At 32.5% G+C, this 13,914-nt stretch carries 14 protein-coding genes; 10 read left to right on the plus strand and 4 right to left on the minus strand.

All coding sequences use genetic code 11. The features are described from left to right. Positions 1-84: 84 nt before the first annotated feature. A complete protein-coding gene (locus ACZ451_RS04025) occupies positions 85-879 on the plus strand; it encodes a GLPGLI family protein (protein ID WP_464215814.1) in 795 nt (264 codons plus the stop codon). A gap of 238 nt (positions 880-1,117) precedes the next feature. On the opposite strand, the gene ACZ451_RS04030 is transcribed toward ACZ451_RS04025, so the two are convergent. Genes ACZ451_RS04030 through ACZ451_RS04040 form a run of 3 tightly spaced genes read right to left on the minus strand, consistent with a single transcriptional unit; the run spans position 1,118 to position 2,582 of the window. Next, on the minus strand, positions 1,118-1,462 hold the full coding sequence (locus ACZ451_RS04030; RefSeq protein WP_464215815.1) for a HopJ type III effector protein: 345 nt from the start codon (positions 1,460-1,462) through the stop codon (positions 1,118-1,120). A 46-nt stretch (positions 1,463-1,508) separates the two neighbouring features. Next, a complete protein-coding gene (rsmI, locus tag ACZ451_RS04035; RefSeq protein ID WP_464215816.1) occupies positions 1,509-2,180 on the minus strand; it encodes a 16S rRNA (cytidine(1402)-2'-O)-methyltransferase in 672 nt (223 codons plus the stop codon). A gap of 48 nt (positions 2,181-2,228) precedes the next feature. Continuing rightward, complete coding sequence (locus tag ACZ451_RS04040) at positions 2,229-2,582, minus strand: DoxX family protein (RefSeq protein ID WP_464215818.1); 354 nt, start codon at positions 2,580-2,582, stop codon at positions 2,229-2,231. Positions 2,583-2,793: 211 nt separating this feature from the next. Between ACZ451_RS04040 and ACZ451_RS04045 the strand changes: the two genes are divergently transcribed. From ACZ451_RS04045 to ACZ451_RS04060, 4 genes are all read left to right on the plus strand, one after another. Beyond that, positions 2,794-3,855: an SMI1/KNR4 family protein gene (locus ACZ451_RS04045; protein ID WP_464215819.1), complete on the plus strand. Its 1,062-nt coding sequence runs from the start codon at positions 2,794-2,796 to the stop codon at positions 3,853-3,855. A 9-nt stretch (positions 3,856-3,864) separates the two neighbouring features. Continuing rightward, a complete protein-coding gene (locus tag ACZ451_RS04050) occupies positions 3,865-4,896 on the plus strand; it encodes an SMI1/KNR4 family protein (RefSeq protein WP_464215820.1) in 1,032 nt (343 codons plus the stop codon). Between the two features lie 287 nt (positions 4,897-5,183). Beyond that, positions 5,184-5,903, plus strand: a complete 720-nt coding sequence (locus ACZ451_RS04055; protein ID WP_464215821.1) for a hypothetical protein — start codon at positions 5,184-5,186, stop codon at positions 5,901-5,903. Positions 5,904-5,916: 13 nt separating this feature from the next. Further along, positions 5,917-7,140 (plus strand): leucine-rich repeat domain-containing protein, encoded by a 1,224-nt coding sequence (locus tag ACZ451_RS04060; protein ID WP_464215822.1) that lies wholly within the window; start codon positions 5,917-5,919, stop codon positions 7,138-7,140. A 180-nt stretch (positions 7,141-7,320) separates the two neighbouring features. On the opposite strand, the gene ACZ451_RS04065 is transcribed toward ACZ451_RS04060, so the two are convergent. After that, positions 7,321-8,001: a hypothetical protein gene (locus tag ACZ451_RS04065; RefSeq protein WP_464215823.1), complete on the minus strand. Its 681-nt coding sequence runs from the start codon at positions 7,999-8,001 to the stop codon at positions 7,321-7,323. A 175-nt stretch (positions 8,002-8,176) separates the two neighbouring features. Here ACZ451_RS04065 and ACZ451_RS04070 point away from each other — a divergent pair, with 175 nt between their 5' ends. The 5 genes from ACZ451_RS04070 to ACZ451_RS04090 all read left to right on the plus strand — a co-directional run bounded on the left by ACZ451_RS04070 (position 8,177) and on the right by ACZ451_RS04090 (position 13,901). Further along, complete coding sequence (locus ACZ451_RS04070) at positions 8,177-8,812, plus strand: thymidine kinase (protein WP_464215824.1); 636 nt, start codon at positions 8,177-8,179, stop codon at positions 8,810-8,812. Beyond that, the gene (alr, locus tag ACZ451_RS04075; RefSeq protein ID WP_464215825.1) at positions 8,805-9,914 is read left to right on the plus strand and encodes an alanine racemase; all 1,110 of its coding nucleotides are present in this window, start codon (positions 8,805-8,807) and stop codon (positions 9,912-9,914) included. The genes ACZ451_RS04070 and alr overlap by 8 nt, the downstream gene beginning before the upstream one ends. 87 nt (positions 9,915-10,001) lie before the next feature. Further along, positions 10,002-10,403: a large-conductance mechanosensitive channel protein MscL gene (gene mscL / locus ACZ451_RS04080; RefSeq protein WP_464215826.1), complete on the plus strand. Its 402-nt coding sequence runs from the start codon at positions 10,002-10,004 to the stop codon at positions 10,401-10,403. Positions 10,404-10,639: 236 nt separating this feature from the next. Further along, positions 10,640-11,629, plus strand: a complete 990-nt coding sequence (locus ACZ451_RS04085) for an aspartate-semialdehyde dehydrogenase (protein ID WP_464215827.1) — start codon at positions 10,640-10,642, stop codon at positions 11,627-11,629. 115 nt (positions 11,630-11,744) lie between these two features. Further along, a complete protein-coding gene (locus tag ACZ451_RS04090; protein ID WP_464215828.1) occupies positions 11,745-13,901 on the plus strand; it encodes a prolyl oligopeptidase family serine peptidase in 2,157 nt (718 codons plus the stop codon). The last annotated feature ends 13 nt before the right edge of the window (positions 13,902-13,914 follow it).

Raw genomic sequence — 13,914 nt, forward strand, 5'->3', positions numbered from 1 at the left:
AATAAAAATATTGCTAGTTTAAATCATAGTAGTATTTCTAATTAGCAAATAATAAATTAATTTAACACTCATATATATGTTGTAATGGATAAGTTTTATTCTCAAACTCTGTTCCGATATGTATATCGGAGTAGAGTTTTATTTGTAATAGCATTCTTTTTTTCATACAATGGAATGAATTCGCAAGAAAAAATTTCTGGTGAGGTAATCTATGGCGTTAGTTCTAAAAACTACAGTAAAGAAATTGAACCACCTAGTATTATTGATGAACCTAAATTATATGGTACGGATGATGATTTTTTTGATAGAAAAATAATTCTCGAATTTAATGAAAATACCTCTATATCTTACAAGATGAAAGGGTATGGTGAAGATGACCATCAATGGGCAGAATATAAAGATGCCTCTCTAGAGATTTCAGGAACCAGTTATGTTGACCTAAAAACCAATACATATTTGAGCGATAAAATACTCTCTAAAGAAAATTTTCTAATTATAGAAGACATAGATACCATAAAGTGGGATATTACAGAAGAAAAAAAGATGATCTTAGGGTATTCTTGCAAAAAAGCTACTCAAAAAGTTAATATTACTAGTTTTTCTGGGAAAAATAGTTTTATAGTAATTTATACAGTTTGGTATACACCAGAAATTTCAGTCCCTTTTGGACCATTTCGTCAATTTAACTTACCTGGACTTGTTTTGGAAGTTGAAAAAAAAGGTGGCCATACTGATTTTAGTTATATAGCAGAAGAAATAAACATAGGAACTACAAAGAAGGAAATAATTTTTCCTGATATCAATAAAGCAATAAGCTTAGAGGAGTATAATAAAATAACAAGAAAAATGTTAAATGACATCTTAAGAATTAAAAAATAATATTATAACCCATTGTGAATTTGTAGCAAAATTCTATCAATTTAAATGATTTTTAAGGTGAAAAATAGAATTTACGGTTTTCACACTATTAAATTTCTTAAATACAATGGGTTATTATAATTAAATATAAAGTGCAGCGAAATAAATTAAATCAATAGCTACCATTTTTGATGCTAGGCAGACTGCAACACAAAAAGTATTGACGGCTTTGAAACCAATATTCTATCTGATGAATAAACTACTTTTCCTTTAAAACATCTCTTTCAAAAGAAAGACCTTCAAAACCAGTTTTCATAAAATTTCGAATATTTTGGTGCCCTGTACCCTCCATATCATTTAGAACTTCATCAAAATAATACTGCCCAAAACAAGCTAAGGTTTCTTCTTTACTAAAACCTTGTTTTTGTGCGAAAGCAAATAATTTACAAGAACCCGAATTTTGCCCTGCTTCATTTTTTAAGGTGCCATTTGTAAAAGCAGTAGGGTTAAATGTATAGTTAGCTTCTATTGCCGCCATCGTATCTGCAAAATCTATAGCTTTAGGTGTCTTTTTTAATTTATTTTTAAAATCTTCTAATGTCATTTGATGTACTCTTTTAATATGATAAAAAATAAGTGTCTATTATAAGTTATTTTTTTCCTGCAACTACAATTACAATTTCCCCTTTTGGAGGTTTATCTGTATAATGTGCTAAGACTTCTTTTGCTGTACCTCTTATGGTTTCTTCGTATAACTTGGTAAGTTCACGAGAAACAGCAACAGGTCTGTCTGCTCCAAAATACTCAGTAAAATGTGTTAAGGTCTTTACTAGTTTATGAGGCGATTCATAAAAAATGATGGTTCTCGTTTCTTCAGCTAATAATTTTAATCTGGTTTGCCTTCCTTTTTTTACAGGAAGAAAACCTTCAAAAACAAATTTATCATTAGGGAGTCCGCTATTCACTAAAGCAGGTACAAAAGCAGTAGCACCAGGCAGGCAATCTACTTCAATATCGTGTTCTACACAAGCACGGGTTAATAAAAAGCCAGGATCAGAAATGGCCGGAGTACCGGCATCAGAAATTAAAGCGATAGTAGCACCACCTTTTATGCGTTGTACCAAACTGTCAATCGTTTTATGCTCATTATGCATATGATGACTTTGCATAGGCGTACCAATCTCATAATGCTGTAAAAGTTTGCCACTTGTTCTGGTATCTTCAGCCAAAATAAGGTCAGCTTCTTTTAACACTCTAATAGCGCGTAGTGTTATATCTTCTAAATTACCAATAGGTGTTGGAACAATGTATAATTTCCCCATAATACAAAGTTATACCAAATTATAAATATGTAAGGATATAAAATAGTATTAAGGTCTTACTTTTTTTCCTGTTGTATAAGAGATGACTAAACCAATAAAAGCCAGTATCGAATATAGTTCCCCACCATCTTTAGCTACCATATGCGCTGTAAATGCCAAAACTACATCAAAAAAGAAACCTGCATAAGCCCATTCTTTTAATGACCTAGAGAAATTACCCCAAATAGCAATTAAGCCTAATATTTTTGCTGTTGCAAGCGGATAAACCAAGTAATTAGGATAGCCTAAAGCATCAAAAAAACCAGCAACCATTTCTGGATTCCTAAAATACATTTGCGCCGAAAAAATCATTACAATGCTTAGTAATAAAGTGCCTACCCAGTATAAGATTTTTAAAGCCATATCACTATTTTAATGTTAATGTAATATACTTGTCGTTTTAAAGCAAGAAAACCGACATTAAACTAATTTTATCTTTTAGAAAAGAACTCCCTAAAATTTGGTTTTTAAATTTCACTGTTTTCCGTACTATTATCTTCTTTTTTGAGTTCTATATTTGTTTTAGATCATCTTTCTATTTGTAAAAAAATAGAAATCCATAACATCAACTTACATGAAAAAACCAACAACAGTTCATAAAGATGCAGAATGGCGCAGAAATAAGAAAATATGGCGCTTTACAGAAACTAATGAATTAGGAGAAGAAATTGCTAAACATTGGTATAAAAATGGAACTTTAAAATTTCATTCTATCTCCTATCCAGAAAAAGAAATAAAAGAGGTAAAAAGATATCATAATAATGGTGAGTTAGGGACTGAAATAGTATACCAAAGAAAAAATTCTAGTATTTGGAGTCAGGTATATTTTAATAGTACACGTGCTACTACTTATACAGAAGAACCCTTTAGCGTTTCTAATCTTTGGGTTTCTAGAATTGAAGAAAACAAAGAAGGTAACCCACCCAAACTCGTGCAAAAATATTTTGATTTAGATGGAAATATCGTTGAATCAAAAGAGCAATTTAATGCACTAGATGAAGCCTTTATTGAAAAACACTATAGGTTTGGTAAGCTATCTCTTTTAGCACAAATACAAAAATTAAATACGCTAATTGATGCAGTAATAGCAATTGTACCCGAAAAAAAAGAGGAATTAGAAAATAATTCTAGACCCACATTTTACAGCCAAACCTCAGAAAAAGAGATTGATGCCGCAGAGAAAAGACTTGGTTTTAGCTTACCAGAAAGCTATAAAGAATTTGTACTAACTAATGGGCTTTTAAAATTAGGGGGCACTTCTGGATATAAAAGCAAATTAATACACCCTAATAAGATAAGGCCTTTAAGTGAAATATTGGAGCATGATTTTTTTGTGGATTGGAATACCCGTGAAAATGGAGATTTTGATCGAGAATTTTCATCAAAAATGTGTTTCATTTTTAGTGGAAACGAAGAATTAGATAGCTATTGTGCCTTAAATTATAATGATTACAATGAAACTAACGGATTTGCTGGAGCCTGGCTTTTTATACCTGAAAAATGGAAGACTTTTAATGATGGAGTTGAAAATACACCCTCTGAAAGAGATGGTTTTGAACAGCTTTTTCATTATATGATTGCAACTGAATACCAATACATTGTAGAGTCATTAAATTTTTTACCTCCTTTTATTTAAATTATCATTATGAACAATTTAGAACCAATTAGACCAGAAAATATTCCTGTAGCAGCGCAATGGAATAGCCAAGAAAAAGAATGGGAACTAGGAGAAAAAGATACAAAAGGCAAGCATATTGGAGAATGGAAATGGTGGCTTGCACCTAAAGGTCATTTAGTTTGTCATACTTTTTTTAGTAATGATGGTAAAATAATATCTTTTAAAAGATATCATCCTAATGGAGAAATTTCTCAATATGGAAGTGCAGATGATACTGGGAAAATTGTAGAGCATGTTTATATAAGGAGTACTGCAGAAACTTCAGAATTGTTTCCTGTACATGATGCTGCTGTTTGGAAAGCTTCTAAGAAATCAGGTATTCCAGTTTCTTTTGATACTTTTGATCAAAATGGGAAACAAATAAACGGATTTAAATTAACCGAAGAAATGACCAATAGTTATGATCTGTTACCCCCCATGCAAGCATTAGAAAAACTACAAAAAGTTGTTGATACTGTAGTGAAACAGACAAGTGAAAACTATACCAATCTAAAAGATACTTGCAAACCCGTTTTTATACAACGTATTGATAAAGAAGACATAAAAATTGCAGAAAAACGACTTGGAATTATACTCCCCAAAAGTTACTGTGATTTTGTACTTGAACATGGATTATTTAAAATTGGCTCTAAAAACCAAGCTGCCTACAGATTGTTGCACCCTGCAAAAATAGGGCGACTATCTGATGCCTTAGCCAAAGATTTTAGAGTAGACTGGGATGACTTTACGCCTAGACAACAAGAAATCACAGACAATATAATTTATTTTTCTAATGGAGGAGAATCCAGACAAGGTACCTGGTTTATTTGTTTTGATTATAACACCCTTAATCCTAAAACTGGAGAGGTAGCACTCATTAATTTTAATCAATCTAACTGGCAATGGATGATGAAAGAAGATAATCTAAAGCCTTATGAAAATAGCAAAAGTACCATGCAGATCCATATTAGTACTATTTGCAAAAAAATAATAAGCAATATAGAATATCAATTAGAATAACAGAATCTACTAATAATAACTAATACTCTTTATTAATAACAATAAGGAAGAAGAGGAAAGGATATTAGAGCATGAATATATAGTACTCAAAGAAACTTTAAAAGATGATAGTAAATTGCTCAGAACATTTGAAAACAATATAAGAATAAATGAGTATGGCTATATTTTTATTCAAAAAAGAAAAAATATAAACTTAAAAGATTTAAGTTTATATTTTTCACTGTTTTCCGTATTATTAATCATTCTTTTAAATAATAATTTTGTTCTTATTCATTAAAACAAACCTTATGCAACAATCTTACAAAATAATAACCAATGAAGAGGCTAATAGTCTTTTTAACATAAAACAATACGAACTTATAAATTATGTAACGCATGATGTTATTATCCTTTTTGAAGGTGATACCGTTTTTGACAAAACTTTTAATGATGAAGAAGTGTTAAAATTACTTTTTAATGAAGAGCAACGCCAGAACTTAAAAGTACTATTTATTGTTAATGGTAATTTAAATGCCACAGGATTACCTATGGGTTATGGTACCAGCGAAGGTTCACCTCTACCAGCATTGTTGGTTTTAGGAGATTTATATTGTGATGAGCTAAATAGTGTAGATGATTATATACATATCACAGGCGATGCACATATTACCTATTGTTTTGATGGTAATTACAATCACGGTGCCATTCGTATAGAAGGGATCACCAATGCTCCTTACATCCTAAATTCTGATCATCAGAGTGATATTACTCCTTCTGAATCTGCCGTGGTGATCAACTATTATGGCTATGAAGATGATGGTCTAAAATACGATCTTTATCTAGATGATCTACCAGAAGTATGCATCCCAGAGTGCTTTGATGTAGACCAAGAAGAATTTGACGAAATATATGAAGAAGACAAAGAAGATTTAGAATTTGACCGCATCATATTCATGCAGATAGTGGAATCGGGGAAATCACCTTTCAAAGAAGGTATAGACCCTAAAAAATTTATAAGGGAAAACTAAAAGTACGATACAATTGAAACATCCACACAAATTTATCACCAAAGAAGAGGCTGTAGCACTACTTGATATTAGAAAATACGATCCTCTCGGATCTATACGCTATGGTACCATTCTAGTTCTAGAAGGCGATATTATTTTAGATAGAGATTTAACAACAGATACTGTAGATGACATTATTTTTAATGGAAACCGAGAAACCTATGAAGAATTGATTATCGTAAATGGTAATTTAACTGTAAAAGGAGAAATTGACCTTGGTGATGATGAATTTCCCAGCCTATTGGTTTTAGGAGATGTACATTGTGATGTATTGCGGAGTTCTGATGATTTGATTCATGTTACAGGCAACGCACATATTACATATGCTTTTGATGGAAATTACAACCACGGCCAAATTACCATAGAAGGCACTACCCATGTGCCCTACGTGCTTAATTCTGATCATAGCTCAAACATCAACCCAGATGCATCAGCTATCCTAATCAATTATTATAATAACACGAATGATTTTTTTCAATACCATTACTACAGTGAAGATTTAGAGCATGTTTTAGTTGCTGAGGCTTTAGTGGATGGGGATTTTGATCAAGAGGTTTTTATTGATTTGGTAAAAGCTGGTAAAAACCCTATTAAAAACGATGGAAAAACCAAGAGTGAATTGCTCGCAGAAGCACTAGAAAAAGAACCTGAAAGTGATGAAATCATTACATGTTTAGACCTATCTGATAAAAAGTTAAAAAAAATACCAGCTAATGTATTTAAAAACACACATCTAGAAATGCTGCTTTTAAGAGGTAATAAGTTTGAAGTTATACCCGAAGAAATTGGCAATCTTGTTAATTTAAAGACCTTGTATCTTACTAAATTACCTATAGAACATCTTCCAGATAGCATTGGGCAATTACAAAACTTAGAATTTCTTGATATTAAATTTTGTGAAAAACTAAAACGCTTACCAGAGTCCTTTGGACAACTTAAAAGTCTAAAAACACTAGCGTTTTCTTTTTTTGAAATGGAAGTGCCAGACAGTTTTTTTGACCTTCCAAATCTGGAAACAATTGAAGTAATCAATTATATGTTTTATTACGAAGATGGTGTCGTTAACAGATTGCCCGATTGGCTCTACAAAGTTAAAGGCTTAAAAAAACTCTCTTTTAGACAGGACAATCAAAAAATACCGGATGAAGACATTTTAAAATTTATGGAAATGCACCCTAATACTGACGTGAAATTTTAAAATATTACGACGCAAATTTGATGATCTTACAGAAAAAAATTTTAATAGGTTATTAGGGCAAAACCCAGCTATAGATATTGTGTATTAGTTATAAGTTGAGTAGTTAAAAACTGTGACTAGTTCAAAAAAAAGCCTGAAAACGAATATTGTTTTCAGGCTTTCTTGTTATTCTTATATATTTTAAAGAAACCTTTGTGTAATCAGCTTCATAAAACGTTCTTCATATTCCTCTTTTCCTTCCCAATTGTTATAATCTGGTTTTACCATATTGGTAATAAAAGAAACAGAGCGCTCTTCTGTATCAATAGTGGTTAGTTGAGATAATACCCTATTGTAATCTTCCATTTTATCATTAAAAAGATGTTTTACAAAAGCTAACCGATCATTTAATCCTACTTTAATCTCTTTCTGATAGGTGTCATTCAAGGATTTTTTTTCGGTATGGATTGCTGTAGTCTCTGCAGGCATAAAAATCTCTTGATCGTTCTTCATAAGATTTGGCGTATTCATAAAATCTGCAAAGGCATCTGTTGCTTCATCAGATACCGGCATTTCAGAAACCATCCCTTTAATGGTATCCATTCCTGGCGTAATAATATCTTCTTGATGCGGATTACTCTCTGGTATTGCTTTATTCTCTCTCATTACAGCATTCGCTAATTGCTCAAATTTAGCAGCAATGGTATTATTAGAGACATCAATTTCTACATCGCCTAATTTCTCATCAATGAATTTTAAAATGGCTAATTTTTCGTACAAAGCTTTAGAAACTTCGTATAATTCCGAAATATTTTCTAAATCACTAGAAACAAGAATGTCTGTAGATAATTTTTTAAGTTCTTCTTTTAATTTCTTTTTCATCTCACCTCAACTATTTTCAAGCTATAAACAGAAGTAATTTCTTTTTATACCTATTCATTATGTTTTAGAATTTGCACATTCCTAAAATGTATTTTTAAAGGTAAAGCTTTGTATAAATACACCAACAATGTGGGATTAAAACTAAAAACGTATTATTTTCGTCTAAAATTACAAAATGTTTCTCGAAAATACCGTTAACCCTAAAGAACAATTTGGCTGGATAGAAGTTATCTGCGGTTCTATGTTTTCTGGTAAAACGGAGGAACTGATTAGAAGATTAAAACGTGCCCAGTTTGCAAAGCAAAAAGTTGAGATTTTTAAACCCCAAGTAGATACCCGATATAATGAAGAAATGGTGGTATCTCATGATGCAAACGAAATTCGTTCTACACCTGTTCCCGCCGCAGCCAACATTATGCTTTTAGCAGATGGTTGTGAGGTTGTGGGTATTGATGAAGCACAATTTTTTGATGATGAAATTGTTACCGTTTGTAATGATTTGGCAAATAAGGGGATTAGAGTTGTGGTAGCAGGTTTAGATATGGATTTTAAAGGAAACCCCTTTGGCCCTATGCCAGCACTAATGGCCACCGCAGAATATGTAACTAAAGTACATGCAGTTTGCACCCGTACTGGAAATTTAGCCAATTATAGTTTTAGAAAAGCAAATAGCGAAAATCTAGTGCTTTTAGGAGAAACAGAAGAGTATGAGCCATTAAGTAGGGCCGCCTATTATAAAGCTATGTTAAAGGAAAGAGTAAAAGATATAGAAGTAAACCCAGAAGAAATTAAACCTAAAAAAAATGCCTAGAGCACAAGAAACTGTTCTAGAAATCAACCTAAAAAATTTAGAACACAATTACCATTATTTAAGAGGAAAATTACAAGCCAAAACTAAATTTATGGGGGTTGTTAAAGCTTTTGCTTATGGGAGCGACTCGATTAAAATTTCTAAAAAATTAGAAACGCTTGGGATTGATTATTTAGCGGTGGCTTATACAAATGAAGGGGTTACCTTACGTAAGGCTGGTATTACAATTCCTATTCTTGTATTACACCCGCAACCCATACATTTTCATGAACTTATTGAACATAATTTAGAACCCGCAATTTATTCTTTTCGAATTTTAAAGGCGTTTATAGAAGTGGTAAAAACAAACCATAAAACAGCATACCCTATTCATTTAAAATTTAATACAGGTTTAAATAGATTAGGTTTTAAGGAAGAAGATATTACAGAAATCAGGTCAAAAGTCTTGAAACAAGATGCTATCAAAATAAGCTATATTTTATCTCATTTAGCAGCATCAGAAGATAAAAATGAATTAAAATTCACAGAAAATCAAATTAAAACTTTTTCTAGAATAGCGAATGCTATAGACTTACTTTTAGGATATAAAACAGCGAAACACTTACTCAATACTTCTGGGCTTATTAACTATCCACAAGCACAGTTTCAGATGGTACGGAGTGGTATAGGTTTGTATGGTTTTGGAAACGAAGCTGAAGAAGATAAAAAGCTAAAACCAATAGCTACTTTAAAAACAGCTATTTCTCAGTTACACAAATTAGAACCAAACGAAAGTGTTGGTTACAATAGAGCATTTGTCGCTACTCAAAAATGTATTACGGCAACATTACCTTTAGGTCATGCAGATGGTATTGGCAGAATATATGGCAATGGTAAAACATATGTTTTAGTTAATGGTAAAAAAGCGTTTATTGTAGGTAATGTTTGTATGGATATGATTATGGTTGATGTAACTGATATTGACTGTAAAGAAGGTGATGAGGTTATTATTTTTGGTGAAGACTTAAGTGCCGAAGAATTTGCGAATACAGCAGGAACCATATCGTATGAATTGATAACTAGTGTATCTCAACGGATAAAAAGGTATTTCATCGATAATTAAAAAAAGATAAGCTGTTATTTTTACATCATTATTTTTTTATTACCTTTCTAAAAATTAATTTAATTAATCAACTAAAACACCATTATCATGTTAAAAGAATTTAAAGAATTTGCAATGAAAGGCAATCTCGTAGATATTGCCGTAGGTTTTGTTATGGGTGCTGCTTTTAAAGAAGTTGTCACTTCCTTTACAGGAGGAATTGTTTCTCCACTGATAGGCTTACTATTCGATACAGACTTTAAAGATTTAAGAATGAAATTAAAAGATGGCGTAGCTGATGAAACAGGAAAAGTAGTAGGCGATGTGTACTTAGAGCATGGCCAATTTATTACAAATGTTCTTGATTTTATTATTGTAGCATTTGTGATGTTCTTAGTAGTTAAGGGCGTTAATAAAATGAAAAAGAAAGAAGAGCCAGCTCCAGAAGCACCAAAAGGACCAACTCAAGAAGAGTTACTTATGGAAATTAGAGATGCTTTAAAGAAGTAATTTAAAATACAATCTCAATACATATTTTGAGATGCCGCTGCACTGCAGTTTAATTTAAAACCGTCAATTTCATATCGCTGTGAGATTGACGGTTCTTTTTTTTGACCCTAATAATTGAGGTTTAAAAAACATAAAGTTATAAATATAACAAATTGTTATATTTATATTAATATCTTTTTTTTCTCTTGCCATATCATACACATTAAACTACTTTTGTATTCTTAAAATAACAAAAAATGAAAGTAGCAGTTGTTGGTGCAACAGGAATGGTAGGAGAAGTAATGCTAAAAGTATTAGCAGAACGTAATTTTCCGATAACAGAATTATTATTAGTCGCCTCAGAACGTTCAGTAGGTAAAAAACTAGCCTATAAAGGAACAGATTATACTATTATTGGCTTAGCTGATGCAGTTACGGCACAACCAGATATTGCTATATTTTCTGCAGGTGGAGATACTTCATTAGAATGGGCTCCTAAATTTGCTGAAGTGGGTACAACGGTTATTGACAATTCTTCTGCATGGCGTATGGACCCTACTAAAAAATTAGTAGTTCCAGAAATTAATGCAACGGAATTGACTGCTACAGATAAAATTATAGCAAACCCTAATTGCTCTACCATACAAATGGTATTGGCATTGGCTCCTTTGCATGACAAATATAAAATGAAGAGAGTCGTTGTTTCTACCTATCAATCTGTTTCTGGTACTGGCGTAAAAGCAGTACAACAATTAGAAAATGAAATTGCAGGTGTAGAAGGCGAAATGGCGTACCCTTATCCTATCGGTAGAAATGCATTACCACATTGTGATGTTTTTATGGAAAATGGATACACCAAAGAGGAAATGAAATTAGCACGTGAGCCACAAAAAATATTTAACGACAGAACTTTTTCAGTAACCGCAACTGCTGTTCGTATTCCAACCGCAGGCGGACACTCAGAAGCCGTAAATGTAGAATTTGAAAATGATTTTGATTTAGCTGAGGTTCGCAAAATTTTAAGTGAAACGCCAGGCGTAGTAGTACAAGATAATACGGATACTAATACCTATCCAATGCCTATTTATGCAAATGGTAAAGATGAGGTTTTTGTAGGTCGTCTTCGTAGAGATGAAACACAAAGAAACACCTTAAACATGTGGATTGTTGCGGATAATCTTAGAAAAGGAGCCGCTACAAATGCTGTGCAAATAGGTGAATATCTAGTGGAAAACGAATTAGTGTAAGACCCTGAAAGTTATTAGATTAGTTTAAAATCTTAAATAGTGTTAAAACCTTTAAGTACTCTCGTATTTAAAGGTTTTTTTATGGTATTTTTAGAGCGACTAATTATACATAATAATGAAAAAAATAACATTGCTTGCATGTGCAACACTCGCTTTTGTTGCCTGTAAAACAGAACCTAAAAAAGAAGTAATTACTGTGAACTACCCCACTACTGCAAAAGTTGATACTGTCAATACGTATTTTGGTACAACCGTAAAAGATCCATACCGTTGGTTAGAAGATGATAAAAGTCCAGAAACTGAAGAATGGGTAAAAACACAAAACAGCACTACTTTTGGATATTTAGACAACATACCCTTTAGAGAAGATTTAAAAAATCGCTTAGAAAAATTATGGAACTATGAAAAAATAAGCGCTCCTTTTAAAGAAGGAAACTATACCTATTTCTATAAGAATGATGGGTTACAAGATCAGTATATTGTATATCGTAAAAAAGGAGATGGAGAAGAAGAAGTCTTTTTAAATCCCAATACGTTTTCAGAAGATGGCACCACCTCTTTAGCAGGGCTTAACTTTACCAAAGATGGCAGTATAGCCGCTTATTTAATTTCTGAAGGAGGCTCTGATTGGCGAAAAGCAATTATTATGAATGCGAAAACCAAAGAGATTATAGAAGACACTTTAGTAGACATTAAATTTAGTGGACTTTCTTGGAAAGGGAACGATGGATTCTACTATTCTAGCTATGATAAACCAAAAGGGAGTGAGCTTTCTGCAAAAACAGATCAGCACAAAGTATATTATCATAAATTAGGTACCCCACAGAAAGAAGACAAACTCATTTATGGTGGTACACCTCAAGAAAAACATCGTTATATAGGCGCAAGCGTTACAGAAGATGATCGGTATCTAATTATTACTGCAGCAAATTCAACCAGTGGAAATAAATTATTCATTAAAGATTTAATAAAACCAGATAGTAAATTAGTTACTATTTTAGACCATACCAATACGGATAGTCGTATTGTAGAAACAGTAGGTTCCAAGTTATATATTATGACGAATATGGATGCTCCTAATCAAAAAATAGTCACAGTAGATGCAGCTAACCCAACACCAGAAAATTGGGTAGATTTTATTCCTGAAACAGAAAATGTATTATCACCAAGTACTGGTGGGGGTTATTTTTTTGCAGAATATATGGTAGATGCTATCTCTAAAGTATACCAATACGATTATGATGGTAAAATGGTACGCGAAGTAAAACTACCAGGTGTTGGTAGTGCAGGCGGTTTTGGAGGAAAAAAAGAAGATAAAGACTTTTACTTTTCATTCACCAATTACAATACACCAGGTTCTTCTTATAAATACAATGTAGAAACAGGAGAATACAAGCAATATTGGAAACCAGAAATAGATTTTAACCCTGCTGCATATGAGTCTACTCAGGTATTTTATACCTCAAAAGATGGTACAAAAGTACCAATGATCATCACCCATAAAAAAGGATTAGAATTAAATGGGAAAAACCCAACTATTTTATACGGCTATGGCGGTTTTAATATAAGTCTAACCCCATCATTTAGTATCGCAAATGCTATTTGGATGGAACAAGGTGGCATCTATGCTGTTCCTAACTTAAGAGGTGGTGGCGAATATGGTAAAAAATGGCATGATGCGGGTACTAAAATGCAAAAGCAAAATGTATTTGATGATTTTATTGCCGCTGGAGAATACCTTATTGAAAAGAACTATACCTCGTCAGATTATCTTGCCATAAGAGGTGGTAGTAATGGTGGTCTTTTGGTTGGCGCTACAATGACGCAACGTCCAGATTTAATGAAAGTAGCATTACCAGCTGTTGGTGTTTTAGATATGTTACGCTACCATACTTTTACAGCAGGTGCTGGTTGGGCATATGATTATGGTACAGCTGAAGATAGCAAAGAAATGTTCGACTATTTAAAAGGATATTCGCCCGTACACAATATAAAATCTGGAACAGCATATCCTGCTACATTAGTTACAACAGGAGATCATGATGACCGTGTAGTACCTGCCCATAGTTTTAAATTTGCTGCTGCATTACAAGAAGGGCAAGCAGGAGATAACCCCACTTTAATTAGAATTGAAACCAATGCTGGGCATGGCGCAGGAACACCCGTAAGTAAAACCATAGAACAGTTTGCAGATATTTATGGTTTTACGCTATTTAATATGGGCTTTACCGAATTACCTAACCAAGCTGTTTTAAAAGAATTTAAAAAGTAACTTTAGTTGTTAA

It is taken from the genome of Allocellulophaga tsushimaensis (assembly GCF_055383085.1).

Excerpts from the sequence above, each read along its gene's own strand:
- ACZ451_RS04025 (WP_464215814.1), top strand. The coding sequence starts at position 85 with ATGGATAAGTTTTATTCTCAAACTCTGTTCCGATATGTATATCGGAGT.
- ACZ451_RS04030 (WP_464215815.1), bottom strand. The coding sequence starts at position 1,462 with ATGACATTAGAAGATTTTAAAAATAAATTAAAAAAGACACCTAAAGCT.
- rsmI (WP_464215816.1), bottom strand. The coding sequence starts at position 2,180 with ATGGGGAAATTATACATTGTTCCAACACCTATTGGTAATTTAGAAGAT.
- ACZ451_RS04040 (WP_464215818.1), bottom strand. The coding sequence starts at position 2,582 with ATGGCTTTAAAAATCTTATACTGGGTAGGCACTTTATTACTAAGCATT.
- ACZ451_RS04045 (WP_464215819.1), top strand. The coding sequence starts at position 2,794 with ATGAAAAAACCAACAACAGTTCATAAAGATGCAGAATGGCGCAGAAAT.
- ACZ451_RS04050 (WP_464215820.1), top strand. The coding sequence starts at position 3,865 with ATGAACAATTTAGAACCAATTAGACCAGAAAATATTCCTGTAGCAGCG.
- ACZ451_RS04055 (WP_464215821.1), top strand. The coding sequence starts at position 5,184 with ATGCAACAATCTTACAAAATAATAACCAATGAAGAGGCTAATAGTCTT.
- ACZ451_RS04065 (WP_464215823.1), bottom strand. The coding sequence starts at position 8,001 with ATGAAAAAGAAATTAAAAGAAGAACTTAAAAAATTATCTACAGACATT.
- ACZ451_RS04070 (WP_464215824.1), top strand. The coding sequence starts at position 8,177 with ATGTTTCTCGAAAATACCGTTAACCCTAAAGAACAATTTGGCTGGATA.
- alr (WP_464215825.1), top strand. The coding sequence starts at position 8,805 with ATGCCTAGAGCACAAGAAACTGTTCTAGAAATCAACCTAAAAAATTTA.
- mscL (WP_464215826.1), top strand. The coding sequence starts at position 10,002 with ATGTTAAAAGAATTTAAAGAATTTGCAATGAAAGGCAATCTCGTAGAT.
- ACZ451_RS04085 (WP_464215827.1), top strand. The coding sequence starts at position 10,640 with ATGAAAGTAGCAGTTGTTGGTGCAACAGGAATGGTAGGAGAAGTAATG.
- ACZ451_RS04090 (WP_464215828.1), top strand. The coding sequence starts at position 11,745 with ATGAAAAAAATAACATTGCTTGCATGTGCAACACTCGCTTTTGTTGCC.